Annotated in this window: 21 protein-coding genes and 1 pseudogene; 11 read left to right on the top strand and 11 right to left on the bottom strand. The window is 66.7% G+C overall.

Features of this window, described 5'->3' with window-relative positions; all coding sequences use genetic code 11:
* Positions 1-99: 99 nt before the first annotated feature.
* The gene (locus tag LK539_RS12350) at positions 100-1875 is read left to right on the top strand and encodes an ABC transporter ATP-binding protein (protein ID WP_227801224.1); all 1776 of its coding nucleotides are present in this window, start codon (positions 100-102) and stop codon (positions 1873-1875) included.
* On the opposite strand, the gene LK539_RS12345 is transcribed toward LK539_RS12350, so the two are convergent.
* The 5 genes from LK539_RS12345 to LK539_RS12325 are packed head-to-tail and all read right to left on the bottom strand — an operon-like array spanning position 1857 to position 7181.
* The gene (locus LK539_RS12345) at positions 1857-2843 is read right to left on the bottom strand and encodes a Gfo/Idh/MocA family protein (RefSeq protein WP_227801223.1); all 987 of its coding nucleotides are present in this window, start codon (positions 2841-2843) and stop codon (positions 1857-1859) included. The genes LK539_RS12350 and LK539_RS12345 overlap by 19 nt on opposite strands.
* On the bottom strand, positions 2843-3412 hold the full coding sequence (locus LK539_RS12340; RefSeq protein ID WP_227801222.1) for a heme-degrading domain-containing protein: 570 nt from the start codon (positions 3410-3412) through the stop codon (positions 2843-2845). Before LK539_RS12340 ends, LK539_RS12345 begins: the two co-directional genes overlap by 1 nt.
* The gene (locus LK539_RS12335) at positions 3409-4746 is read right to left on the bottom strand and encodes an MFS transporter (protein ID WP_227801221.1); all 1338 of its coding nucleotides are present in this window, start codon (positions 4744-4746) and stop codon (positions 3409-3411) included. Before LK539_RS12335 ends, LK539_RS12340 begins: the two co-directional genes overlap by 4 nt.
* Positions 4733-5788, bottom strand: a complete 1056-nt coding sequence (locus tag LK539_RS12330) for a glucokinase (protein WP_227801220.1) — start codon at positions 5786-5788, stop codon at positions 4733-4735. Before LK539_RS12330 ends, LK539_RS12335 begins: the two co-directional genes overlap by 14 nt.
* A 43-nt stretch (positions 5789-5831) precedes the next feature.
* A complete protein-coding gene (locus LK539_RS12325; protein WP_227801219.1) occupies positions 5832-7181 on the bottom strand; it encodes a GH1 family beta-glucosidase in 1350 nt (449 codons plus the stop codon).
* A gap of 253 nt (positions 7182-7434) precedes the next feature.
* On the opposite strand from LK539_RS12325, the gene LK539_RS12320 reads away from it, so the two are divergent.
* The 6 genes from LK539_RS12320 (at position 7435) to LK539_RS12295 (ending at position 13629) form a co-directional block, all read left to right on the top strand.
* Entirely contained in the window at positions 7435-8445 is a 1011-nt protein-coding gene (locus LK539_RS12320; RefSeq protein WP_227801218.1) for a LacI family DNA-binding transcriptional regulator, read from the top strand.
* Positions 8446-8661: 216 nt separating this feature from the next.
* Entirely contained in the window at positions 8662-9087 is a 426-nt protein-coding gene (locus LK539_RS12315; protein WP_227801217.1) for an organic hydroperoxide resistance protein, read from the top strand.
* 575 nt (positions 9088-9662) lie between these two features.
* Positions 9663-10823, top strand: a complete 1161-nt coding sequence (locus LK539_RS12310) for an MFS transporter (protein ID WP_227801216.1) — start codon at positions 9663-9665, stop codon at positions 10821-10823.
* Between the two features lie 203 nt (positions 10824-11026).
* The gene (locus LK539_RS12305; RefSeq protein WP_227801215.1) at positions 11027-11650 is read left to right on the top strand and encodes a DUF4254 domain-containing protein; all 624 of its coding nucleotides are present in this window, start codon (positions 11027-11029) and stop codon (positions 11648-11650) included.
* On the top strand, positions 11651-12565 hold the full coding sequence (locus tag LK539_RS12300) for a glycosyltransferase family 2 protein (protein ID WP_227801214.1): 915 nt from the start codon (positions 11651-11653) through the stop codon (positions 12563-12565). It begins immediately after the preceding gene.
* Positions 12562-13629: a glycosyltransferase family 9 protein gene (locus tag LK539_RS12295; protein ID WP_227801213.1), complete on the top strand. Its 1068-nt coding sequence runs from the start codon at positions 12562-12564 to the stop codon at positions 13627-13629. The genes LK539_RS12300 and LK539_RS12295 overlap by 4 nt, the downstream gene beginning before the upstream one ends.
* Before the next feature lie 608 nt (positions 13630-14237).
* On the opposite strand, the gene LK539_RS12290 is transcribed toward LK539_RS12295, so the two are convergent.
* From LK539_RS12290 to LK539_RS12280, 3 genes are all read right to left on the bottom strand, one after another.
* Positions 14238-15290 carry a glycosyltransferase family 9 protein gene (locus tag LK539_RS12290; protein ID WP_227801212.1) on the bottom strand — a complete coding sequence of 351 codons (1053 nt, stop codon included), beginning with the start codon at positions 15288-15290 and terminating at the stop codon, positions 14238-14240.
* 62 nt (positions 15291-15352) lie between these two features.
* The gene (locus LK539_RS12285; protein WP_227801211.1) at positions 15353-16705 is read right to left on the bottom strand and encodes a N,N-dimethylformamidase beta subunit family domain-containing protein; all 1353 of its coding nucleotides are present in this window, start codon (positions 16703-16705) and stop codon (positions 15353-15355) included.
* Positions 16702-18381 (bottom strand): carbamoyltransferase C-terminal domain-containing protein, encoded by a 1680-nt coding sequence (locus tag LK539_RS12280; protein ID WP_227801210.1) that lies wholly within the window; start codon positions 18379-18381, stop codon positions 16702-16704. The genes LK539_RS12285 and LK539_RS12280 overlap by 4 nt, the downstream gene beginning before the upstream one ends.
* A 181-nt stretch (positions 18382-18562) precedes the next feature.
* Here LK539_RS12280 and nudC point away from each other — a divergent pair, with 181 nt between their 5' ends.
* Complete coding sequence (gene nudC / locus LK539_RS12275) at positions 18563-19384, top strand: NAD(+) diphosphatase (RefSeq protein WP_227801209.1); 822 nt, start codon at positions 18563-18565, stop codon at positions 19382-19384.
* Between the two features lie 4 nt (positions 19385-19388).
* Here nudC and LK539_RS12270 read toward each other — a convergent pair whose 3' ends face one another.
* Complete coding sequence (locus LK539_RS12270) at positions 19389-20246, bottom strand: hypothetical protein (protein ID WP_227801208.1); 858 nt, start codon at positions 20244-20246, stop codon at positions 19389-19391.
* A 144-nt stretch (positions 20247-20390) separates the two neighbouring features.
* Here LK539_RS12270 and folE point away from each other — a divergent pair, with 144 nt between their 5' ends.
* From folE to LK539_RS12255, 3 genes and pseudogenes are all read left to right on the top strand, one after another.
* Positions 20391-20957 carry a GTP cyclohydrolase I FolE gene (gene folE / locus LK539_RS12265; protein ID WP_227801207.1) on the top strand — a complete coding sequence of 189 codons (567 nt, stop codon included), beginning with the start codon at positions 20391-20393 and terminating at the stop codon, positions 20955-20957.
* Between the two features lie 281 nt (positions 20958-21238).
* Positions 21239-21514: pseudogene (locus tag LK539_RS12260) on the top strand (transposase); the annotation flags it as partial.
* A gap of 172 nt (positions 21515-21686) precedes the next feature.
* On the top strand, positions 21687-22295 hold the full coding sequence (locus tag LK539_RS12255; RefSeq protein ID WP_227801206.1) for an undecaprenyl-diphosphatase: 609 nt from the start codon (positions 21687-21689) through the stop codon (positions 22293-22295).
* 133 nt (positions 22296-22428) lie between these two features.
* Here LK539_RS12255 and LK539_RS12250 read toward each other — a convergent pair whose 3' ends face one another.
* Both LK539_RS12250 and LK539_RS12245 read right to left on the bottom strand, forming a co-directional pair.
* A complete protein-coding gene (locus LK539_RS12250) occupies positions 22429-22869 on the bottom strand; it encodes a hypothetical protein (RefSeq protein WP_227801205.1) in 441 nt (146 codons plus the stop codon).
* 96 nt (positions 22870-22965) lie between these two features.
* Positions 22966-24000 carry a lipid A deacylase LpxR family protein gene (locus LK539_RS12245; protein WP_227801204.1) on the bottom strand — a complete coding sequence of 345 codons (1035 nt, stop codon included), beginning with the start codon at positions 23998-24000 and terminating at the stop codon, positions 22966-22968.
* Positions 24001-24077: the final 77 nt, after the last annotated feature.

Raw genomic sequence — 24077 nt, 5'->3', positions numbered from 1 at the left:
TTACGGCGTCATGGCCGCGGGGCGCAGGGCGGGAAATGTAAAGCGAGGTAAAGTTCAGGCCGTGCGCGCCCCCGCAGGACGAGTTGTTACCATTCCGTCATGCACATCCTCTGGAGCTATCTGCGCCCGCACTGGCGCCTGGCCTTTCTCGCCCTGCTGCTAGCCGGCGCGGCGCAGGTGCTGAACCTGGTCGACCCGATCATCTTCGGCAGGATCATCGACGACTATGCCCTGCATCCCGGGAACAGGAGCGACGACGAACTGGTCTCGGGCGTGCTGCGCCTGCTCGGCCTTGCCGTGCTGGTGGCGCTGCTGGCGCGCCTGGCCAAGGCGCTGCAGGAATACGTGACGCGCCTGACCGTGCAGAAGCTCGGCGTGGCCATCTTCAACGACGGCCTGCGCCACGTGCTGCGGCTGAAGTACCAGGAATTCGAAGACCTGCGCAGCGGCGAGACCCTGTCGCTGCTGCAGAAAGTGCGCGCCGACAGCGAGCGCTTCATCAATACCTTCATCAACACGGTCTTCACCTCGATCGTCGGCGTGAGCTTCCTGGTCTGGTATGCGGTGACCAAGCACTGGCTGCTGGTGCCGGTCTTCCTGGTCGGGGTGCTGGTGCTGGGCGGGCTCACCGGCCTGCTCTCGCGCGAGATCAAGACCCAGCAGCGCTCGATCGTGCGCGAGACCAACCGCAACTCCGGCTTCATCACGGAGTCGCTGCGCAACATCGAGCTGATCAAGAGCCTGGGCCTGACCTTCACCGAGATCCGGCGTCTGCGTGCCCAGACCGACAGCATTTTCGCGCTCGAGATGGAAAAGGTGAAGCGCATCCGGCTGCTCTCCTTCCTGCAGGGCAGCACACTCAGCCTGCTGAAGCTGGCGATCCTGTTCGCGCTGCTGTGGCTGATCTTCCGCGACGTGCTCTCCACCGGTGAACTGATCGCGATGCAGTTCATCTCGGTGGCGATCTTCGCGCCGCTGCAGGAGCTCGGGAACATCATCCTGGCCCACCGCGAAGTCGAGGCCTCGCTGCTGAACTTCCGCGCCCTGATGGACAAGCCGATCGAGCGCCGCCCGCAGGACTTCGTCGAGATCGGGCCGCTCGAGCAGATCCGTTTCGCCGACGTCGGCTTTCGCCACAAGGGCGCGCAGGAAGATTCATTGGTGGACATCTCCTTCGGCGCGGCGCTTGGCCAGACGGTCGCTTTCGTGGGGCCGTCGGGCTCCGGCAAGTCGACCCTGGTCAAGCTGCTGGTCGGGTTGTATACGCCGGCGCGCGGCAAGGTGTACTACAACGAGACCTCGACCGAAGACCTGCGCTACAACGAGGCGCGCCGCCAGATCGGCTTCGTGACCCAGGAGACCCACCTGTTCGCGGGCACCATCCGCGACAACCTGCTGTTCGTGAAACCCGACGCCAGCGACGCCCAGATCATGGCGGCGATGGAACAGGCCTCGTGCCTGAACCTCCTGGCGAAGTCACCGGAAGGGCTGGACACCGTGATCGGCGAGCGCGGCATGAAGCTGTCGGGCGGTGAAAAGCAGCGCCTGTCGATCGCGCGCGCCCTGGTGCGCGAGCCGCGCCTCCTGATCTTCGACGAGGCAACGTCGGCGCTCGATTCGCTCACCGAAGAGCAGATTACCAACACCGTGCGCAGCATCTCGGCGCGCGCCAGCCAGATCACGATCCTGATCGCGCACCGGCTGTCCACCGTCATGCACGCGGACACCATCTACGTGCTGGAGAAGGGACGCATCGTGGAAACCGGTTCGCACGATGCGCTGGTGGCGTTGAAGGGGCTGTACTACGCGATGTGGCGTCAGCAGATCGGCGAGCGGCCAGTGCCGCCCGGCGCGCCTCATGCGTCGGAAGGATAGCGCAGCCCGATCTGGGACCGGATCTGGTCCAGCAGGGTCATGAGCGTGAGCGTGTCCGCATGCGTCATCAGGGGATGCTCGATCAGCCCTTCGCGCAGGCAGCGTCCCGCTTCGATCGCCTCATGGGTATAACCATTGCCGAGATAGGGCGTCGGGATGGTGCGCGAGGAGCCGTCCTGCAGATCGACCGTGATGCGCTCGGCCAGGTGGAACATGCGGTGCATGCGGATGCTGCCGCCGGTGCCGGAGACGACCAGCTCCGAAGCCGAGCGGGCGCGCATCGAGCAGCTGCAGACCGACAGCGTGCCGTTCGCATGCTTCATGGTGAAGGCGGTGCTCGCATCGACACCGGTCTCGCTCATGATGGCCTGGGCCTGCACGGTTTCCACCTTGCCCAGCAGGGCGCAGGCGATCGACAGCGGGTAGATGCCGAGGTCGAGCAGGGCGCCGCCGCCCAGCTCGCGTTTGTTGATGCGGTGCTCGGGGTCGAGCGTGGCCGAGAAGCCGAAGTCGGCGTGCACCTGCGTCACGGTGCCGATCTCGCCGGAAGCCATGATGCGCTTCACTTCGGCCAGGGCCGGCATGAAGCGGGTCCACATCGCTTCCATCAGGAACAAGCCCTTGGCGCGCGCCAGCGCCACCACCTCGGCCGCTTCGCGGCGGTTCATGGTGAAGGGCTTTTCGCACAGGACTGCCTTGCCGCCCTGAAGGGCCAGCAGGGAATTCGCGGCATGCATCGGGTGCGGCGTGCCGATGTAGATGATGTCGACGCCCTCTGCCGCGGCCAGCTCCTCGTAGGAACCGTAGGCCTGCTCGGTGCCGAGTTCGCGTGCGAAGGTCTGCGCGCTGTCCAGCGTACGCGAGCCGACCGCCGCCAGCACCGCGCCCGGCGCGTGCTTCAGCCCGAGCGCGAAGGCGCGCGCGATGCCGCCGGTGCCGAGGATGCCCCACCTTACTGTTTCACCCATCAGATATCCTCCTTCAGCTTGAGGTAGTCCTTCAGCACGTCCACCACCAGCTGGTGGTCGCTTGGCCCCGGCAGGCCGGAGACGGTAATGGTGCCGACCTGGCCGGTCCCCTTCACCACGACCGGGAAGGAACCGCCATGTGCAGCATACTCTTTTACGTCGAAGGTGGGCATCGCGTCGATGTCGCCGCCCCTTTGCACCACCTCGGTGTGGACGTAGAAGGAACTGTGGCCGGTGCGGTTGACGAGATTGCTCTTGCGGCGGATCCAGTCCGCATGGTCGGGCGGCGCGCCGCTCATGCTGTGCGCGAACAGCACCTGGCGGTTGCGCGCGATCTCGACGCTGACCACCTGTTTGTTGGCGCGCGCCTGCTCGACCAGGCGCAAGCCGATGTCCAGTGCCGTGTCGTTGCTGAAGCTGTCGAATTGCAGCAGCTGTTCCTGGCGGCGCAGGATGTCCAGCGCATTGCCCTGTTCACTCATTTGTTTGGTCCTTGGTGGGAGTTCGGACTGCGCAGCCGCCACGCTGCCGGCCGCGAACAGGGCCAGCAGCAGGACAAGGCGCTTCATGCCGGCACCGCCTTCGCCTGCGCATCCGGCGCCGGCGTGCTGCCGTCATCAATGTGGAAGGGTGCGAACCAGGTGGCGAGAAAAGACGGAATGGTAGCGACCATCACGAACACGAAATAGCTGACGTAGCCCAGCATCTCCTGCAGGTGGCCGCTGATCACGCCCGTCACCATGCCGCTCAGGGCCATCAGGCCGGTGCCGAAGGCGTAGTGGGTGGTGGTGTACTTGCCTGGCGCGAGTTGCTGCATCAGATAGATCATGAAGCCGACCGCGCCGAAACCGAAGAAGAACTTCTCGATCACGACGCCCAGCGTGATGGCGAGCAGGCTGCTGGGCAGGTAGATGCTCATCAGGAGGAAGGTCACGTTCGGGATGTTCACCGCGCAGCACAGCACGAACAGGGTCGACTTCAGGCCGCGTTTGGCCACGTACCAGCCGCCCAGCAGGGAGCCGAGCAGCACGGCCGCCAGGCCGTAGGTGCCGTAAATAAGGCCCAGCATTTCATTCGATAGTCCCAGGCCGCCTTTCGAGGCCGGGTCGACCATGAAGAAGGGGCCGATCTTCTCGAGGAAGCCGATACTGAGGCGGAACAGGAAGGCGAAGGCGATCATGCGCCAGATGTCGCGCTTCTGGAACAGGGTGACGAAGGCATCCAGCAGGATGCGGCCGGCATCCCGCACGCTGGAGGGCGTGTCGGCTGCGCGCGCCCCTTGCGGCATGAAGCGCAGGTGCCACAGCGCCATCAGCAGGGTCAGGCCGCCCACCAGGAAGAAGATGATGCGCCAGGCGTCGATCCAGTCCGGCCCGAACAGCTTCGGGTCGTGCCCGAACACGCTGGTGTGCAGGTAGCCGCTCAGGTACACCATGCCGCCCGCGGCGACGATCGGGCCGATGTTCCAGGACAGGCTCTGGATGCCGCAATAGAGCGACTGGGCGCGGCTGTCGAGCGAGGTGACGTAGACACCGTCGCTGGCGATGTCCTGGGTGGCGCCGATGAAGGACAGGGCGAAGAAGACCACCATCAGGAAACCCATGTAGCCGGGCAGTCCCAGGGACAGGCCGACGCCGGCGAAGCCCAGCCCGATCAGGATTTGCGCGCACAGCACGAAGAACTTCTTGGTGCGGTACATCTCCACGAAGGGCGCGAACGGCGGCTTGATCGTGTAGGCCAGGATCAGCAGGCTCGAATACTGCGCCGCGCGGCCGTTGTCCATGCCCAGGTTCTTGAACATGATGGCGGTGACGCTGGTGAGCATCACGTAGCCGAGCGCCATCGTGAAGTAGCCGGTGGGTACCCACAGCAGCGGCGATGCCGCGGGCTTAGCGGGCTGCATGGTCGGCCTCCGCGTGGACAGGCGTCGGCGCCGCACCGGAACGGATGCGCCGGCGCGACGGCGCGACCGGATGGCGCGCCAGGTGATCCGCGAGGATGCCGGCGGCGCCCGTCAGGGCCGGGTAGGGCGCGGTGATGACCCAAGTCGGGATCTGCGCGGTGAAGGCGCTGAAGCGGCCCTTCTTCTCGAAGCGGCTGCGGAAGGGCGAGTCGAGGAAATAGCTGCCCAGGCGCGGCACCACGCCGCCGCCGATGTAGATGCCGCCCTGCGCTCCCAGGGTCACCGCCAGGTTGGCGGCCACGGTGCCGAGCATGCCGCAGAAGCAGTCGAGCGCCTCCCGGCTCAGGGCATCGCCGCCGGCCAGGGCGCGCGTCACGATCTCGGCCGGCGACAGCGCGGCGTCCGCCTCGGCGCCGCGGCTGGCGGCGAGCGCCTCGCGGATCAGGGCGATGCCGGGACCGGAGACGAAGCGCTCGGCCGACACGTGGTCGTAACGCTGCCAGCAGTAGCGCAGCACCTCGACTTCGCGCTCGTCCATGGGCGAAAAGGCGACGTGGCCGCCTTCGCTGTGCAGCGGCACCCAGCGGCCGTCCGTGGGGAGCAATCCGGATACGCCCAGGCCGGTGCCGGCGCCCACCAGGCCGATGGCGCTGCCCGCACGGGCGGCGCCGCCGCCCACCGTCATCAGGTCGGCCGGGCCGAGCGCGGGCAGGGCCATCGCCAGCGCCGTGAAGTCGTTCACCACCAGCAGGGTAGCCAGTTTCAGCTCGGCGCGTGCGGCCTCGATCGAGAAGGCCCAGTGGTGGTTGGTCATGCGGATGGCGTCGCCGTCGACCGGATTGGCGATCGCGATCACCGCGTGGGCCACGGGCGCCCCGCAGTGCGCCAGGTAAGCGTGGACGGCGTCCTCGAAGCGCGGGTAGTCGGCGCAGGCCAGGGTCAGCATGGCCTCGATCCTGCCGGGGCCCGTTTCGAGCGCAAAGCGGGCGTTGGTGCCGCCGATGTCGGCCACCAGGCGTCGCCCATCAATATATTCGTACATGTCTCCTCCTATTTTTATGTGCTGCCGGCGCTGGTGTTCCAGCCTATCGGCGCCGTGCGGCCAGGAACTCGCGGTACCACAGCGCGCTGTCCTTCAAGGTGCGCTGCTGGGTGGCATAGTCGACGTGCACGATGCCGAAACGCTTGCTGTAGCCGGAGTTCCACTCGAAATTATCCAACAGGCTCCACAGGAAGTAGCCCTTGACGTCGACACCCTGCTGCATGGCCTCGCGCAGGGCGTTCAGGTGGCTGCGCACGAAGGCGATGCGTTCCTGGTCGTGCACCTGGCCGCCGACCACCTCGTCCGGGTGCGCCATGCCGTTCTCGGTGATGTAGATCGGGGGCAGGTCGTACTCGGCCTTGAGCTTGAGCAGCAGCTCGGGCAGGCCCTGCGGGTAGATCTCCCAGCCCATGTCGGTGAAGCCGAGCGCGCCCGGCATCGGCTTGGGCGGATTGTCGGTGCTGCACCAGGCGCGGAAGTAGTAGTTACAGCCGAGGAAGTCGATCGGCTGGCGGATGATGTCGAAGTCGCCCTCCTGCACCGTCGGCGCATTGGCGCCGTAGCCGCGCAGTGCCAGTTCCGGGTAGCAGCCCTTGAAGATCGGGTCCATGAACCACTGGGTCGAGCGCGCATATTCGAAGGCGGCGGCGTCGCGGTCGGCCTGCGAATCGGTGGCCGGGTCGGCGGTCCACTGGTTCAGGACGATGCCCAGCCTGGCGCTGGGCTGCAGGGAGCGCATGGCGCGCATCGCCAGGCCGTGCGACAGCAGCAGGTGGTGCGAGACCTGGACCGACTGCTTCAGGTCGCGCACGCCCGGTGCGAACTGGGCGTTGCCGTAGCCGAGGTTGGCCGTGCACCAGGGTTCGTTGTGGGTGGCGATGGTGTCAATGCGCTTGCCGAAGCGGCGCGTCACTTCGTGTGCGTAGTCGGCAAAGCGGTGCGCAGTGTCGCGATTGAGCCAGCCGCCGTCGTCCTGCAGGCCCTGCGGCAGGTCCCAGTGGTAGAGGGTCAGGTGGGCCTTGATGTCCTGTTCGGCCAGCGCGTCGAGCAGGCGGTCGTAGAAATCGAAGCCCTGTTCGTTCCAGGCGCCCTTGCCGTCCGGCTGCACGCGCGACCAGGCCATCGAGAAGCGGTAGGCGTCCACGCCCAGGCCGGCCATCAGGGCCACGTCTTCGCGGTAGCGGTGGTAGTGGTCGCAGGCGACCGTGCCGTCGCTGCCGTCCTTGATGTTGGCCTGGTCCTGGCAGAAGGTGTCCCAGATCGACGGGCCCTTGCCGTCTGCGCTGGAGGCACCCTCGATCTGGAAAGCGCTGGTGGCGACGCCCCAGGTGAAATCGGCAGGGAAATCGTTGACGTTGTCGAATTCGGATTCGAATGAGGATCGCTTGTTCATGAGACGTGTCGTTTGTTCAGAAAAATGGCAGGCTCGCTTGCAGGACTGTGGTCGTAGCGTGCAAGGAAGTTGAGAAACCGGTTTCAACATTGATGAAAACGATTTCATGCTATGGCTGTGTAGGGACAGCTGTCAAACAAAATGTCGATAAAGTTAACGAACGCCTGTTCTGAAGTCGCTGTGAAAGGATATATGAAAGACTTTCATGGCATGTTAAGCTCAGCATGACAACCACCCCACCCCGAATGCACTCATGAGAATCGCCGAGAGCAGTACCACCACCCTGAACCACGTTGCCCAGGCGGCTGGTGTGTCTCCCGCCACGGTCTCGCGTTTCCTGAACGGGACCGCCAAGGTGTCCGACGACAAGCGCCGGACCATCGAACGCGTCATCGAGGAGCTCAACTACAAGCCGAACCGGCTGGCGCAGAGTCTCAAGATGGGCAGTACGCGCACCATCGGCGTGCTGACCCAGTCGCTGGAAAGCGGCTACTTCAACCGCGCCATGGTCGGCATCGAGGATGCGGTCAAGGCCTCCGGCTACGCGCTCCTGATCATGAGCGGTCACTGGCATGCCGACGAGGAGGCCGAGCGGGTCGAACTCTTGATCGCGCGCCGCGTCGACGGCGTGGCCATCCTCACCGGGAACATGAGCGACAGCCAGATCCTCGATTTCTCGCGGCGCGTGCCGATCGTCGCCTTCGGCCGCAAGGTGGCGGGCGAGCGGGTGCTGAGCTTCGGGCTGGACAACTACCGCGGCGCCTGCGAAGCGGTCGAGTTCCTGGTCGAGCAGGGGCACCGCCGGATCGCGATGATCACCGGCCCGGCCGACCACGAGGATGCACGCGCGCGCCTGGCCGGCTATTGCGACACGCTGGCGAAGCACAAGATCGAGGTCGAGCGCGGGCTGATCGTACCGGGCGACTTCCAGGAATCCGGCGGCCTGCTGGCGGTGAACCAGCTACTGGCCTCGAACCAGCGCTTTACCGCGATCTTCGCGGGCAATGACCTGACCGCCTACGGTGCACGGCTGGCGCTATACCGCCGCAGCATCCGGGTGCCGGACGATATCTCGATCGTCGGCTTCGACGATCTGCACAGCTCGATGTATACGACGCCGCCCCTCACCACGGTGCGCCAGCCCCTCTACGAAGTCGGCAACAACATCGGCCGCATGATGCTGGGCATGCTCGGCCACGAACAGCCTCTGTCGGACATGCCGGCGCTGAGCCTGATCGTGCGCGAATCCGTGCGGCGCATCTGAGCCGGCGTGGGGCGGAAGGCGTTCCGCACCGCCGCCTATAAAAATCGCTTGCAATTAAATAGCGCGCTATGTATTATCACTTTCATGGCAACGCTGATCGGGAAATATCCAGGTGCTGCCACAGCAGTATCATGTAGCACCATATAAGTAGCGCGCTATTTAATCGAGCAAAACATAACAGGGTCTCGGCCCGTCAACCAGCAAAGGAGCATCACCATGGCAATCGAAAAAGTCCTCTACCGTGCAAGCGCCAAGGCCACCGGCGGCCGCGACGGCCGCGCCGTCTCGTCCGACAATGCGCTGGACGTCAAGCTGTCGACTCCGAAGGAGCTGGGCGGCGCGGGCGGCGAGGGCACCAATCCCGAGCAGCTGTTCGCGGCCGGCTATTCGGCGTGCTTCCTCGGCGCGATGAAATTCGTGGCTGCCCGCGACAAGCTGAAGATCTCGCCGGATGTGTCGGTGCAGGGCAGTGTCGGCATCGGCCCGATCCCGACCGGTTTCGGCATCGAAGTCACCCTGCAGATCAGCCTGCCGGGCGTGCCGGAAGAAGAAGCGCGCACCCTGGTCGAGCGCGCCCACATCGTGTGCCCGTACTCGAACGCGACGCGCGGCAATATCGACGTGACCCTGCAGCTCGTCTGACGCCGTCCCGATTTCGTGCAGAAAAGCCAGCCTTGCCGGACCAATCCAGGTCCGGCAAGGCTGGCTTTCTGTTTTTCTGACAACGATTTTGTTTATGACTGCTTATAAGTAGCATTTGAAAACCGGGCTCAGCCATTTAACAATTCACCGGCTGAATAACGGAAATAGATAATCAAAATGAAGAAGCAGCGCCTATCTGTTATTCATTAGATCCATTTGCACCAATGATTATTGGATTACGTTGTTTGGCCCTATAAAGTTATCTATCCATCACCTTTTTCGACGCGTTCGGCGTTGACTGTATCGATCACCGCTCAGAAGCATTTGCTTACATTTAGCGGCGTTCTAGCCGTTTCATACTCACTTTTGCAGGCTTTTGTGATGGTTCGTTAATGAAGTTGTCATCCTTTCGTCGACACAAAACAACGTCCTAAAATTTTTTTCCGCACGGCAAACAAAAAATTTTCCTTGGGTATAGAATTGCCTCCCATCAGCTTCCTGACGTAAATAATTCCGCCGATCAGGATTGGCTGCAGTTCTGAAAAATCCCCCGAAAAATTTAACAATCCAAGCCGATGCATACCCCTGTTTCTGTTTCCACTCCGCGCTCCTTTTCTCTCGCGCAAACCCAGCAATACGCACTGCCTGTCCTGTTCGTCCTGTTCGGCCTGATCATGGGGTCGTGGGCCGGCCGCATCCCGGCGCTGGCCGAGCGCGTCCAGGTGTCCCACTCGGCGCTGTCGATGGTCCTGCTGTGCGGCGGCCTGGGCGCTGTCCTGTCCTACCCGATCTCGTCCTTCCTGATGGGCCGTTTCGGCGCACGCAAGTCGCTCCTGCTCTCGGGCATGGCCCTGCTGGCCGTGCTGGTGTCGATCGGCATGGCGCCGACCGTGCCGCGCCTGATGCTGTCGGTCTTGATGCTGGGCATTACCGCTTCCACCTTCGACGTCGCCATCAACTCGGCCGCCACCAAGCGTGAAAAGATGACCGGCAAGTCGGAACTGTCGATGCTGCACGGCCTCGGCTGCGCCGGCGGCCTGGCGGGCGCCACCCTGGGCAGCCTGATGGCCAGCCTGAAGATCGCCCCGGCCACCCACTTCCTGATGCTGGCCGGTCCGCTGGCCCTGGTGCTGTGGGCTGCGTTCAGCATGATGGACGCCGACGACAGCGTCGAGAAGGTCGAGAAGAAGTCGTTCTCGCTGCCGCGCGGTCCGCTGGCGCTGCTGGGCCTGCTGGGCTTCCTGGGCTCGATGTCGGAAGGCAGCATCGCCGACTGGAGCGGCGTGTTCCTGAAAGAGCACTTCGGCGCGTCGGACGGCCTGGCGCCCCTGGCCCTGTCCGCGTTCTCGGTGATGATGCTGCTGTCGCGCATGGTCGGCGACAAGATGAAAGTGCGCTTCGGCGCCCAGCGCCTGGTCACCATCGGCTCGCTGGTGTCGGCGTGCGGCCTGTTCTTCGCCGTGATGGCCCCGAACGCCTACGTCGCCCTGGTGGGCTTCGCCATCGCCGGCCTCGGTCTGTCGCTGCTGTTCCCCTTCGTGTTCAGCGCAGCCGGCGCCCAAGGCCCGATGGCCCTGGCAGCCGTGGCCAGCATGGCTTACAGCGGTAGCCTGATGGGCCCGCCGGTGATCGGCGCCGTCGCCCACTTCGTCGGCATGAAGGCCGCCATCACCTACGTCGGCGTCCTGTCGCTGGGCATCGCCTTCGTTGCAAGCCGTACCAAGCTGCTGAAGTAATTGTTTTCGCCGGCCCCGGCCGGCACCCGATCCTCGCACGGCGCAAGCCGGGCTTCCAACGCAGACCGCGCCACGCGCCGTCTGCGTTTTTTTTCGCCCGGCCATGAGCGCGTTTGCGCCAGCCCAAACCGGCGGCTAGCCTGGCCGAACTTCGCCGGCGGCGATCCCTCCAATCAGTCAACGATACTGACAATGGAGATGCCATGCCGGGTACTGTCGATGCGGCCGCGGTCACGCAATTCCACGATGGCGAGCTCGCCCGCCCTGACTGGCCGGGCCTGCACGGCGCGGTCGAGCCCTCCGGGGCCTGGGCGGCCATTGGCGCCAACCACCGCTTCAACTGTCTGCTGTGGAAAGAAGAAGACCGCGCACGCCGGGTCGACGTGCCCGCCGCCGCGATCGCCACCAGCAAGCGCCTGATCGACCGCTACAACCAGCAGCGCAACGATGCCGTCGAAGCCGTCGACGAAGCCCTGCTGGCCGGCCTGGACGGCGTCGAGCCCGGCGCCGAGGCACGCCTGTCGAGCGAAACGCCCGGCGCCATGATCGACCGGCTGTCGATCCTGTCGCTCAAGATCCACCACATGCGCCTGCAGACCGAACGGGGCGACGCGGGACAGGCCCACGTGCAGGCATGCAGTGCCCGGCTGCAACGCCTGATCACCCAGCGCCACGACCTCGCCGCCTGCCTCGACGCCCTGCTGCGCGATGCCGCCACCGGTCAGGCCTACTTCAAGGTCTACCGCCAGTTCAAGATGTACAACGATCCCGCGCTCAATCCCTACCTGTACGGGCAGGCCGGCAGCGCAGCGCAGCTGGGAGGCTGAATGGAAACGCCGCGCATCGACGTCCTCGTGCCCACCTGCGGCCGGCCGGCGGCACTGGCTGTGACCCTCACCGCGATCGCCGCCCAGGATTATCCCGAGCTGCGCATCGTCGTGTCCGACCAGACCGTCGGGGCGAGCGCCCTGGGAGCACCCGAGGTGGTAGCGGTGCTGCGCTACCTGCGGGCGCGCGGCCGGCAGGTCGAGACCTGGCGCCACCTGCCCCGGCGCGGCATGGCGGAGCAGCGCGCCTTCCTGCTGTCGCAGGCGCATGCGCCCTACTGCCTGTTCGTCGACGACGACGTCATCCTCGAGCCGGATCTCGTCAGCCGCCTTCACGGCCTCCTGGTGCGCCAGGGCTGCGGCTTTGCCGGCAGCGCGGTCCACGGCCTGAGCTACCTGGGACAGGAGCGGCCGGCGCAGGAGCAGGTCAGTTTCTGGGAAGACCGGGTGGAGCCGGAAACCGTTCTGCCGGGTGGGAACGCATGGGCACGCCACCACCTGCATAGCGCCGCCAACCTGTTCCATCTGCAGCGGCGTCTGGGCGTACCGCCCGATCGGCCGCGCGCTTACCGGGTAGCCTGGGTGGGCGGCTGCGTGCTGTTCGATACCGCCAGGCTGCGCGCCGCCGGCGGTTTCGACTTCTGGCCGGCCTTGCCGCCCGAGCACTGCGGCGAAGACGTGCTCGCCCAGTTGCGCGTGATGGCGCGCTTCGGTGGCTGCGGCATGCTGCCGTCCGGCGCCTACCACATGGAACTGCCCACCACGCTCAGGGAGCGCGAGGTCGATGCACCCCGGGTCCTGCCGGTCGATGGCGGCAGTGCGTCGTGCGGCGCGGCGGCGCAGGCATCGTACCCCGACCGGTCGCACACTGGGCAAATCCCTGTGCGGACCGCAGCGACGGAGGTGAGGCCATGAGCGCGCCCCGCCCGCTCGTGCAGGGGGTAAGGAAAATCGCCGTGCTGCGGCCGAACGCCGTGGGCGATTTCGTCTTCGCCGTTCCTGCCCTGCATGCGCTCAGGCACGCCTATCCCGAAGCCGAGCTGGTCTACCTCGGCAAGGCCTGGCATGCCGACTTCCTCGCAGGGCGGCCCGGACCGGTGGACCGGGTGGTGGTCATGCCGCCGGTTCCAGGCGTGGGTACGCCGCCGGACGGTCCGGCCGACGAGGGCGCCGTCGAGCGGTTTACCGCGCGCATGCGGGATGAAGGTTTCGACATATTGGCCCAGATGTATGGCGGCGGGAGCCACTCGAATCCTTTCGCCAGGCGCCTCGGCGCGCGCCTGACAATCGGCGCGCGCGCAGACGGTGCCGCACCGCTGGATCGCTGGGTGCCCCATGTCGAACCGGCGAACCGGCGGCTGGCGCTGCTGGAAATCGCCGCACTGGTTGGCGGCACGCTGCCCTGGCTTCCATGCGAACTGGAGCTTACGCCGGCCGACCGTACAGCCGCGGCGCAGCTGCTGCCGCCGGATAGCGGCCGGCCACTGGTACTGCTCCAGCCAGGCTCGTCCGATCCGCGGCGCTGCTGGGCGCCGGAGCGCTTCGCCACCGTCGGTGATGCGCTCGCTGCCGAGGGCATGCTGGTCGCCGTCAACGGAACGGATGGGGAAGCCGCACTGGTGCGGCAAGTGGCGGCATGCATGCGTCATCCCTGCGTCGAGCTTACGGGCAGGCTTGGCCTCGGTGGCCTGTGCGGCCTCATCGAACGTGCGGCCCTGGTGGTATCCAACGACACCGGGCCGCTGCACCTGGCGCTGGCGATCGGCACCCGGGCAGTCGGCATCTTCTGGCATACCAATTTGGTCGACGGCGCGCCTTTGCGGCCCGGGCTGTTGCGAGCGGCCGTGTCGGCGCAGGTACGCTGCAGGACCTGCGGCCTCGATAACCGCGCGGTGCGCTGTCAGCATCAGCCCAGCTTCGTGGACGAGATTTGTGTCGACGAAGTGCTTCGGCATGCGCGGACGCATCTACGCACCTGAAGCCCAGGTGGGGCCGACTGAATCTTTCGAGGCGGCGTGCGCGCGCATGCGTGGTGCGCCTGGAAACCACCTCGGATATCGGGCAGACTGGTTGTGAGCCGATCCGGTCCCCTTGACCGGATCATGTTGTGCCGACCGCGCGTCGGAGAAAATGCATCCTGATCGAGCCGCATCCGCAGTTTGAACACGCTGCTTGTTCCGGCGTATTTGCGGTCAAGGGCGCCGACATGATTGCTCCCGCCTCTTTGCGATCAAGGTCGCCGACATGATTGTTCCGGCTTCTTTGCGATCAAGGTCGCCAACATGATTGTTCGGCTTTGTTCCGATCAAGGTCGCCGACACTGGACACGGCCCTAAGCAATACGGCCGCGTCTTCATCGCGCGCCGGCTACTGGGCTCGGTCTCCGGGAGCAAGGCGTGTGCGCACGCGAGGACGACAGCGGCACGCTCGACCGCAGGGTCCCGGATGCGGAGATGGCGCGGCCGTCGATCGGCGCGCGATGCCGCCCTTGCCAACACCACCACGCTGTTCTCTTCAAGATCAATGCAGGCGGCACTGGATACTGGGTTCGTCGCAATCAATGCCGCTGGCACCGGATACCGGGCCCTTACCAATAAGGCCACATCCCGGTCGCGCGCTGTCCGCTCGGCTCGGTCCCGGTCAGCAGGGCGCGGGCGTGCTCGAGGACGACAGCGGCGCGTTCGGCGGCGGGGTCCCAGATGCAGCGGTGGCGCAGCCGGTCGGTCGGGGCCCAGCGGGCGATGTCGGCCTTGCTGAACACCACCACGCTGTTCAGCCCCAGGCCGGCGGCGATGTGCGAGACCCCGGTGTCATTGCAGATCAGCAGCCGCGACCTGCTCATCAGCGCGGCCATCGCGCCGATCGAGATGGGGGCCGCCGCTTCGATCGCCGGCGTGCGCATGCGCTCGGCCACGGCGCGCGCCAGCGGGGCTTCGTCGGCGGAACCGGTGAGCACGGTGTCGAAGCCGAATTCATGCCTGAGCTGGTCCGCCACCTCGGCGAAGCAGGCCGGTGGCCAGCATTTGTCGCGCTTGCGCGCGCCCGGGTGGATGCAGATGTAGTTGCCGGGCTCGAGGTCGGGGGCGACCTGGCTGGCTTCGAGTTCCTCGATGTCTTCGCGCCGCAGGGGGAATTCGAGTTTGCTGCCTGCCATCGGGGCGCCCAGCCGGTCCAGCAGGTGCAAGAGCCGTTCGGGTTCGGCGCCCGCCTCCGGGTAAGGCACCAGCAGGGTCCGCTCGCTCTGGCTCGCTTCGCCGTGGGTGAATCCGGCCATGGAGCGGGCGCCGAAGCCGCCGACGATATGGTTGGTCACGTCGCCGCTGCCGTGCAGCTGCAGCGCGAGGTCGAAGCCGCGTTCGCAGATGGAGGCATAGAAGGCGGTGAGTTCCTCGTGGCGCACGGGCTGTTCCGGCAGCAGCGGATGCCCGGGGAAGGACAGGAATTCATCGACGTAGGCATCGAAGCGCTGCGCGAACTGCGCCGCCCACGGCAATCCGGTCAGCACGATGCGCGCGTCCGGCAGGGCCGCGCGCAGGGCGCGCAGGGCCGGCACCGCACACAGCATGTCCCCCAGCTGGAGGGCGCGGAACACGATGACCTTGCGGATCTCGTGACGGTTCAGGAAGGAACGCCGGTTCATGTGCTCTCCAGGAAGTGAAGCAAGGGTTCGAACAGGGAGTTGCGGTGACCGCGCCGGCCGGCTCAGGCCTGGGACAGGCGGTCGAGGACATTGCGGGTGATGCGTTCGACCCTGCGGTCGCGTGCGTCGCCGAGCACCTGCGCCCAGTCGGTGGTCCCGGCGGAAAACACGGTGCCGCCGCGCCGGAAGGTGCCCATCGCGGCCACGTGGATGCCTTCTGCCGCGCCGTGGCGCTCGCGCGGGGGAAGTTCCTGCCAACGCCGGTCGAGCGGGCAGGCGGCCAGCAGCTGGTAGCCGTCGGGCGTGCCTGCCTCGTCGCGCCAGGCCGACAGGGTGGCGATGCCGTCCGGTCCGAGGTGGTCGACCGGCACGCCGTCGCATTCGTATCCCGGCAGCGGCGGCCAGGTGTCGGCGCCGAGCGCATCGCCGCGCGCCAGGCCGGTACCGGCGAAGATCCAGTGCCCGGACTGCTGGACGATGAAGCCGCGGGTCTCGCGCGGCCCGTCCCACCAGCCGCCGCCATGGCGGTAGCTGGCGCCACTGAGGGAGTCTTCCGGCCGTCCGGCGCCGCTGGCGGGCCACCAGTGGTCCCAGGCGCCGTGTTTGCTGCCCTGGTGGCACACCATGGCAGTGGCGTCGTCGACCAGGTGGATGCGCCACCAGCACAGGTTGGCGCCGAACAGGGCCAGGTTGCCGCCGCCGGCCACGAAGTCTTCCACCGCGTCGCGCGTGTCCTCGCTCCAGTATTCGTCGTGGCCGACACTGACCAGGAGGCGGTAGTCCTGCAGCAGCGCCGGCTGCGCGTGGATGTCGAGGTCGGTGCAGAAGTCGGCGCCGTAGCCGCAGCGCGCCAGCCAGCGGATGAAGCGCGCGTCCCAGTGGGCGAAGGTCTGGCGCGGCGAGCGCCAGTCGTAGTGATCGGGCGCACCCCAGGTGGCGCCGCCGATGCCGCCGCCGGGCCGGCGCAGCGAGACGCGGGCGCCGGGAGGCTGCTGCGAGCGGGGCGGGTTGGTGTAGAAGCAGCCGCCGCCGGAACAGTTATAGGCATGCCAGGTGGCGACCGGCAGCTTGTACAGGATCGGCCGGCTGGCCCGGGCGCGCACCACGAACAGTGCGGCGGCGTAGTCGGCGGACAGGCGCAGTTCGCCGCCGCCGGGCAGCTCGAGGTGGGCCAGGTAGACGCCCGAGGGCCAGTCCTCGCCGGTCTGAACCGGGTAAGCGGGCCATTGCCAGTCTTCGTCGGGCTGGCCGTCGGGCAGGTACTCGGCGCCCAGCCAGGCGCTGCGCGATACAGGCACGAGGCCATCCGCCCAGCGGTAGACGGCGATGCGGAAGCGCGGTGCGTCCCCCGAGACGTGCAGGCTCAGGGTGTCCCCTGCCTGCACGCTCGGGCGGCCGGGGTAGGCCCGGATCATACGGGCAGCTCCGGCTCGCTGCGCTTGGTGACGAGGAAGGGCGGCATCACCAGCGCGTGCAGCGGCATCTGGCGGAACGCGGCCACCGCCTCGAAGGGCGTCTCGACGATGGGTTCGTCCTTGCCGTTGAACGAGGTGTTGAGCAGCACCGGCACCCCGGTGCGCACCTCGAAGCCGGCCAGCAGCGCGCGCAGCAGCGGGTCGTCGGCGGGACCGACGGTCTGCAGGCGCGCGGTGCCGTCCACGTGGGTGATGGCCGGCAGCATCGGCGCGACTTCCGGCCGCACCGGCGCGGCGAACTGCATGAAGGGCGAAGCGCCGGCCAGGTCGAAATAGGCGGCGGCGCGTTCTTCGGGCACCACCGGCGCGAGCGGGCGGAACCATTCGCGCTGCTTGACGCGCGCATTGATCCAGTCGCGGATACGGTCGCGGCGCGGATCGGCCAGGATGCTGCGGTGGCCCAGCGCGCGCGGGCCGAATTCGCTGCGCCCCTGGTACAGGCCGATCACCCGGCCCGAGCACAGCAGGTCGAGCATGCGCGCGCACAGGGCGTCGCGTCCGCGCGGGCGCTCGATCACGAGGTCGGTGGCGCCATTCAGGGCCGCTTCGATGTCGGCCAGCTGGGGCGGCGGGCCGAGGTAGTCGGCGCTCCAGCGAAAGTCGCAGGGGCGGCCCGCCAGTTCGGTGAGGCCGTAGATGGCGCAGCCCAGCGCGGTGCCGGCATCGCTCGGCGCCGGCGGCAGGAACACGCGCCGGAACGGGGTCTCGCGCAGCAGCCGTTCGTTGGCCGAGCAGTTGAGGGCGGTGCCGCCGGCGAAGCACAGGTGCTCGGCCCCGGTCTGGCGGTACAGCCAGTGCGCCAGCGCCAGCAGCGCGTCTTCGAAGGCGCGCTGGCCGGCCGCGGCCAGGTTGGCGCAATCGGTGAAGCGGGCTTCCGCGCTGCCGAAGCGGAAGCGGCTGCGCTCGCGCAGCAGCGAGCGCCAGGCCGACGGGATGCCGACCGCCATGCCCTCGACCTCGAGCGCGGGCAGGCCGAGCGCCGCCGGGTCGTCGTAGGGAGCCAGGCCCATCACCTTGCCCTCGTTGCCTTCGCCAGGGAAGATGGCCTGGGTCAGCAGGTAGTAGAACATGCCGAGGCCGACGAGGCGGCCGTCGTCGCGGTCCCAGACCTGCTTGCCGATGCAGCGGATCTCGCTGCGGGTGGCGGTGTAGAAGGACGACACCTCGCGCCAGTCGCCGGGCGTGCCGGCGGCCCCGGGCCAGGCCTCGGTGAAGTCGGACACCGGGCTGCCCTGGCCGTCGATCACCATCACCGCGGCGTTATCGAAAGGGGAAGGGTGGAACACGCTGTACAGGTGGGCCAGGTGGTGCGAGATGCGCGCGCGCCGGTGGCCCTGGGACAGCGTCAGCGCGGCGGCCAGTTCTTCTTCGTACAGGGGCAGGCTGCGGATCTCTTCGTCGGACGAAAAGCATTCGACCACGATGTCGACCGGGCGCTCGAGCCCGGGCAGGCGCGGAGCATAGTGTTCGCGCAGGTCGCCGGGTTTGCCCCAGTGGTGCTTGCGGCGCGTGATGCGTTCTTTCTGGATGGCCCAGGCCAGGTGCGAGCCCTGCATGAGGCAGATGCTGGCGTCCTGGGTCCGGTTAATGCCGAGCACAACTGGGGTGTCGTCCATCGTCTTCTCCTGGTGTCCGGTGCGATTCTGAACAGCCAATCTTTGAGCCTGATGAGCGCTGTTTAGTTCACTCCGTTTTTGAAAAGAAGAAGGCCGCCGCGGCCGGCCGAAGCGGGGCGCCGGTAGCGCGCCGGGAAAGGCGGTATGATCGGCACCTTGTCCCGCTTGCCGATTGCCGACCATGCTCCAGACTCCTACCGGCTTCACGCCGCTGTTCGCGCCCCGTCCCGATCCCTCGCCCCTGAGCTTCCTGTTCCACGGCGGACGCCTGCTGGTGCGCGAGCACGACCTGGCCCTGCCCGACGCCGCCACGCTCGACCGCCTGGAAGTCGACCGCGCGCGCCTGCAGCCGCTCGGCCTGTACGGCGAGCGCTATTGCGAGACCGGCTGGTTCGACAGCGAACCGGCGCTGCCGCCGGGCTATGCCCTGCGCGGCCTGCGCTCGCTGTTCGCCGACATGGACGAGGCGCTGGTGGGGCTGGCGGCGCGTGCGGCCCAGGTGGCGGAATGGGCGCGCACCCACCGCTTTTGCGGCGCCTGCGGCAGCGGCACCGTGCTGGCGGCGGGCGAGCGCTGTTATAAGTGCGTCGAGTGCGGGCACATGGCCTATCCGCGCATCTCGCCGGCGATGATGGTCCTGATCCGCAAGGGCGACAGCGTGCTGCTGGCGATGCACCTGGCCTCGCCGACCAAGCGCTTCGTGCCGCTGGCCGGTTTCCTGGAGGCGGGGGAGTCGGTGGAAGAGGCGATCCACCGCGAGGTGTATGAAGAAGTGGGGCTGCGGGTCCAGAACCTGCGCTACTTCGCCAGCCAGTCCTGGCCTTTCCCGCATTCGCTGATGCTGGCGTTTACCGCCGACTACCTGGACGGCGAGATCCGCATCGACACGACCGAGCTCTCGGAGGCGCGCTGGTTCGGGCCGGATGACGAATGGCCCGAACGGGTGCCGCACACTTCAGTGTCGAGCGTGCTGGTGGACGCGCACCGCCCACCAGGCCGTTAAGATTTCAGGGCTGGACCGGCACGCTCTCCGCGCCGGTACGCACGGCCGGCTGCGGCTGCGGCTTGGCCCCGGTGCTGCGCAGCTGGACCGCGCGCTGCAGCAGGTCGAACCAGAAGGGCGCGCCGAACAGGGTGGTGCCGGCGGTGATCAGCCAGCCCGCCACCTGCAGCGCAAAGGCCGAATCCAAGCGCGGCGGGAAGCTGCTCCAGCCGATCGGCATGGCCCACAGCTGGCGCAGCGCTTCGGCGTCGAGCGCGGTCGGCGCGGCCTTGATCTGCGCGGCCAGCGTCGGGTTCTGCCACAGGGTCTGGAACAGGTGCACGCTGTCGATGTTGAGCAGGATGGTGAGCAGCAGGGCCAGCAGGAAGGAAATCAGCAGCTGGCGCCGCTTATAGACACCGGAGAGGCGCTCCATCGCGCTGTTGAACCAGCCGGCGATGCCTTCCTGGAAGCGCGCCAGGTCGCCGCTCGACTGGCGGTACAGCGCCAGCAGCACGCGCTTGACCTGTTCGTCGGGCAGGGCTTCGATCGCGGCCTGCAGCGGGATCGCGGGATTGCTGCGCAGCGAATCGAGCAGGGCGATCGCGAAGTGCGCCGGTTCGATGTAGGATGGGCGCACTGAAAGCGGACGCCGTCCGGTCGTGCTGCCGTGCGGGTTGACGAGCGGATGGTCGTACAGGCTCTGCGCCAGCGCTTCGCAGCGCGGGTCGTCGAGCATGCGCTTGATGGCGGCGAGCAGCATGTTGGCGCGCAGGCTGAAGGCCGCGGCCAGCGCTTCCTGCAGGGTGCTGACGACCAGCGCCAGGGTGCCGTAGCAAAAGGTCAGACCGATGGCGACTTCGAGGACGGTGCTGCCGAACATGGCGATCTCCCAGGTCAAAAAACCACCTTCCACGCTACCGGCGCTTGGCGTGGGCACATTAACTTTGCTCAATAAACCGGCAGCGCCCGATGCCTTCTGCGCATTTTCTATATACTTGCGGCAATCGATTTTTTAAGGTTCACCATGTCCGACAAAGAAGCTTTCACCGAACACGACTGGCGTCGCCTGTTGACGAGCCTGGGCGAAGATCCCAACCGTCCGGGCCTGCAGGAAACGCCGCACCGCGTGGCGAAGGCCTGGAAACACTGGACCTCGGGCTATGACCAGGATCCCGTCGAAGTGCTCAAGGCCTTCGAGGACGGCGCCGAGGAGTACAACGAACTGATCGTGGTGCGCGGCATCCCGGTCTACAGCCACTGCGAGCATCACCTGGCGCCCTTCTTCGGCAAGGCCACCGTCGGTTACCTGCCGAACGGGAAGATCGTCGGCCTGTCGAAGCTGACCCGCCTGGTCGACATCTTCTCCAAGCGCCTGCAGGTGCAGGAGCGCATGACGATCCAGATCGCCAACGCGCTGATGGAAGTGCTGGAACCGAAGGCGGTCGGCGTGGTCGTCAAGTGCCGCCACATGTGCATGGAAAGCCGCGGCATCCGCGCCATCGGCGAGGAAACGATCACATCGGCCCTGCTGGGCGAATTGCAGCCGAACTTGGCGCTGCGTACTGAATTCCTGGCGCTGGCCAGAGATTAAACAGGTCACATCGATCCTAATGCTGGCCAGTCAAGACATAACGTTCAATCGTAGGGTGGGCGGGTTTCCCGCCCACGCGGTCGAATCGCGGTGCTGCAGCCCGTGCAACTGCTCGTGTCTGAACTATCACCGCGTGGGCGGCAAAGCCGCCCACCCTACAATCCTGTCGCTGGCTCGGGATTAAACAGCTCTCACCGGCCCGGTCGTCAGCAGATGGCCGGGCTTGCCTTGGAACCTGTTCCGGATCGCTACCCTCCAAGTGATTTTACGAGGGGCGCGCCATGGATCGTCCGGCCTTTCCCAGCGATATTTCTCGCGAACAGTTCGAGCCCGTACGCGGCATGCTGGAAGCGGCGCGCCGCAAGACCCGCCCCCGCAAGCACGACCTGTACGACGTCTTCTGCGCCGTCCTGTACTTCCTCCACACCGGCGCCACCTGGCGCAGCATGCCGCCCGGCTTTCCGCCCTGGCGTACGGTGCACGAATACTTCACCCAGTGGACCATGCTGCGCGATGGCGACCGCACCCTGCTGGAAAGCGTATTGGAGAAATCCGGACGCGACGTGGAGCTGACCCAATTGCACCGCCTGCTCAATCGTCATTGAGCTGCCACAGTCGTGCGTTACATTGTGACCACATTGTCACATTCTGTTGCATTTATCGAAATGTGCGCCCGACGTGCTCGGCTAAGCTAAGAAAAAATTATCAATATTTTATCTTGGGCCGGCAATGATCGAGCACCTCAACCTCCTGCTGTTCTCCTTTCTTAACGCCCAGGTCGGCCTCACTGGCTGGCAATTGCTGAGCGCAATTTTCGCCGCCGAGTGGCTGATCTTCGTGATGCCGCTGTCGCTCGTCATGCTGTGGATGGGTGGCACCGGGCCGGCCCGCGAGGTGGCCCTGCGCGCCCTGTTCGCCGCCGTCTGCGCCCTCACGCTGAATGGCTTGATCGGCCATTTCTGGTACAGCCCGCGCCCCTTCGTGCTCGACGTCGGCCATACCTTCCTGCTGCATGACCCGGACAGCTCGTTCCCGAGCGACCATGCCACCAGCATCTTCTCGGTGGCCCTGGTGCTGGCCTTCAGCCGGGTGCAGGAAGCGCGCCGCATCGGCTGGGTGCTGTTGCCGCTGGCGCTGGTGGTGGCCTGGTCGCGCGTCTACCTCGGTGTGCACTGGCCGAAGGACATGGCTGGCGCGCTGGTGGTATCGGCGGCGATGGCATGGCTGGTCAGCACGCCAGGCCTGCGCGCGGCCTGTGCCAAGGTGTTGCCGTTGATGGAAAGTGTGTACCGCCGGGTGCTGGCGGTACCGATCGGACGCGGCTGGCTGCGTCCATGACAAGTCGGTAGGGCAGCGCGGCCGGCAATGTACCGGTCGCCACCTGCGTCGGCGCGAGGGGATCCAAGGCACGCAGGACGCGTGGGCGGGTTTCCGCGCCGGCCGCGCTCTCCTGCCGTTTTCCTGCGACTCCTTATTCCGCGGCAGCCGATCCCGCCGCCTCGAACACCAGCTTGTCGTGCTCGTCGATGTGGAAGCTGCCCAGCGCCTGGCCGGTGACGGCGTTCGCTTCCGGGGCTTCCAGTTCGGTGCAGGCCTGGGCGTCGACCTGCCAGACATCCTCGCCCGCGCGCAACGTGTACACGTTGGGGCCGCTGGCGAACAGTTCGACTTCCAGGCCCGACAGCGATACCTCACCCAGCTCCATCTGGCGCATGCAGTCAGGCATGCGGGTAGCGGTCAGGCGCATGCCCGCATTCTTGCTCCAGAAATATTCCTGCACCACGCGCAGGGTGAGCGAATGGTCCTTGCCCTCGATCTGGTAGCTGGCCGTGTCGTTGACGCAGCCGGCCAGCAGCAGCGGCGCCAGCAGGGCCGCAAAGGTGGGGACGGGCAGGGAGAAGGGCTTGCGCATGGGGGGTCCGTGGTCAAATGATGCGTGAAGGCATTGTCTGACGGAGTATAGAAGCGCCACCCGACAGGCGCAACCGCGCTGCGGAACGTGCGCGCCTCAGAAATCGACGCCCAGGGTCAGCGAGCTGACGATGTGCGGCCGATCCTCCGCCTGTCCGCGGAACTCGGCCGAGCGGCGGATCGCGCGCAGCTGGGCGAACCAGGGACCGTGCGCGCGGCTGCGGGTGCCGGGGAAGTCCAGCCGCAGCCCGGCGCTCAGCTCGCCCACCCAGCGGTGCGGCGCCACGCCCGGATCGTCGCGCCAGGGCCGGCCTTGGAGGAACAGGTTGTAGGCCATGAAACGCCCCTCCGCGCCCAGCACCAGGGTGCACTGCACCCAGTGCAGCCTGCAGGCCGTGTCCAGTGGTCCGACCCGGTTGACGATGCCGGGCGGGGCCGGCGCCACCAGGGGCAGGTGCTTGCCGATCGTGACGCTCAGGCCCAGGGCCGCATAGCTCATGAGGTTGCCGGCCGCCAGGCGCCAATGCCCGGCCGTGTGCAGGCGCAGGTCGCCCGCCAGCGCGCCGGACAGCATTGGCCAGGCCGCGCGCCGCTCCGCCGACACCAGCAGCGCAAGGGTATTGCCGACCTGGTGATCCCAGCCCTGTGGCGTGGGGCGGTCGAACAGGTGGTGGAACATCTTCTGGGCCGGCTCGGCCAGCGACAGCCTGCCGGTCACGCCGGCCTGGGCCGTCAGGGTGGTGAGCGATGCTTCGTCGGGCGCCAGGAACAGCCACTGGCGCTCGGCATACAGCAGCCCGGCCCAGGGGCGGTCGAAGGGTTGATGCGTGCGCAGCGTGATGTCGGCCGGGGTGTACATCAGCTGGCCGATGCTGTGCTGGGTGAACAGGAAGCGCGCGTCGCTGCAGCCGAGCAGGCGGCAGGCACCATTGGTCCAGCGCCGCACCTCCTCGCCGCGCGTGTCCTCACGGCTGCGTGCGGAGAACTGGACGGCATTGGTGTAATAGCGGTCGGTCTTGAACCAGGTGTCGTTTTCCCACGTGGCGAAGTTGGCCGTCTGGGCCTGGCAGCGCATGGCGGGGAGGAGGAGCAGGAGTCCAAGGAGTGTCAGGAGGCTGCCGATGGCGCGCATGGCCGTCCTTTCTTGTTCAAAATATCCTCCAGTCTTGTACCTGCGTTAAAGCGCTCTTTGATCTGCAGCAGGACAGC

Source organism: Massilia sp. IC2-476 (assembly GCF_020707295.1).
Taxonomy (GTDB): domain Bacteria; phylum Pseudomonadota; class Gammaproteobacteria; order Burkholderiales; family Burkholderiaceae_D; genus Telluria.
The sequence above is the reverse complement of the archived record's forward strand: the minus strand, read 5'-3'. Positions and strand labels throughout refer to the sequence as shown.

What these genes read in the sequence shown, in the direction of transcription:
- LK539_RS12350 (WP_227801224.1), top strand. Translation starts at nt 100, where the DNA reads ATGCACATCCTCTGGAGCTATCTGCGCCCGCACTGGCGCCTGGCCTTT.
- LK539_RS12345 (WP_227801223.1), bottom strand. Translation starts at nt 2,843, where the DNA reads ATGGGTGAAACAGTAAGGTGGGGCATCCTCGGCACCGGCGGCATCGCG.
- LK539_RS12340 (WP_227801222.1), bottom strand. Translation starts at nt 3,412, where the DNA reads ATGAAGCGCCTTGTCCTGCTGCTGGCCCTGTTCGCGGCCGGCAGCGTG.
- LK539_RS12335 (WP_227801221.1), bottom strand. Translation starts at nt 4,746, where the DNA reads ATGCAGCCCGCTAAGCCCGCGGCATCGCCGCTGCTGTGGGTACCCACC.
- LK539_RS12330 (WP_227801220.1), bottom strand. Translation starts at nt 5,788, where the DNA reads ATGTACGAATATATTGATGGGCGACGCCTGGTGGCCGACATCGGCGGC.
- LK539_RS12325 (WP_227801219.1), bottom strand. Translation starts at nt 7,181, where the DNA reads ATGAACAAGCGATCCTCATTCGAATCCGAATTCGACAACGTCAACGAT.
- LK539_RS12320 (WP_227801218.1), top strand. Translation starts at nt 7,435, where the DNA reads ATGAGAATCGCCGAGAGCAGTACCACCACCCTGAACCACGTTGCCCAG.
- LK539_RS12315 (WP_227801217.1), top strand. Translation starts at nt 8,662, where the DNA reads ATGGCAATCGAAAAAGTCCTCTACCGTGCAAGCGCCAAGGCCACCGGC.
- LK539_RS12310 (WP_227801216.1), top strand. Translation starts at nt 9,663, where the DNA reads ATGCATACCCCTGTTTCTGTTTCCACTCCGCGCTCCTTTTCTCTCGCG.
- LK539_RS12305 (WP_227801215.1), top strand. Translation starts at nt 11,027, where the DNA reads ATGCCGGGTACTGTCGATGCGGCCGCGGTCACGCAATTCCACGATGGC.
- LK539_RS12300 (WP_227801214.1), top strand. Translation starts at nt 11,651, where the DNA reads ATGGAAACGCCGCGCATCGACGTCCTCGTGCCCACCTGCGGCCGGCCG.
- LK539_RS12295 (WP_227801213.1), top strand. Translation starts at nt 12,562, where the DNA reads ATGAGCGCGCCCCGCCCGCTCGTGCAGGGGGTAAGGAAAATCGCCGTG.
- LK539_RS12290 (WP_227801212.1), bottom strand. Translation starts at nt 15,290, where the DNA reads ATGAACCGGCGTTCCTTCCTGAACCGTCACGAGATCCGCAAGGTCATC.
- LK539_RS12285 (WP_227801211.1), bottom strand. Translation starts at nt 16,705, where the DNA reads ATGATCCGGGCCTACCCCGGCCGCCCGAGCGTGCAGGCAGGGGACACC.
- LK539_RS12280 (WP_227801210.1), bottom strand. Translation starts at nt 18,381, where the DNA reads ATGGACGACACCCCAGTTGTGCTCGGCATTAACCGGACCCAGGACGCC.
- nudC (WP_227801209.1), top strand. Translation starts at nt 18,563, where the DNA reads ATGCTCCAGACTCCTACCGGCTTCACGCCGCTGTTCGCGCCCCGTCCC.
- LK539_RS12270 (WP_227801208.1), bottom strand. Translation starts at nt 20,246, where the DNA reads ATGTTCGGCAGCACCGTCCTCGAAGTCGCCATCGGTCTGACCTTTTGC.
- folE (WP_227801207.1), top strand. Translation starts at nt 20,391, where the DNA reads ATGTCCGACAAAGAAGCTTTCACCGAACACGACTGGCGTCGCCTGTTG.
- LK539_RS12255 (WP_227801206.1), top strand. Translation starts at nt 21,687, where the DNA reads ATGATCGAGCACCTCAACCTCCTGCTGTTCTCCTTTCTTAACGCCCAG.
- LK539_RS12250 (WP_227801205.1), bottom strand. Translation starts at nt 22,869, where the DNA reads ATGCGCAAGCCCTTCTCCCTGCCCGTCCCCACCTTTGCGGCCCTGCTG.
- LK539_RS12245 (WP_227801204.1), bottom strand. Translation starts at nt 24,000, where the DNA reads ATGCGCGCCATCGGCAGCCTCCTGACACTCCTTGGACTCCTGCTCCTC.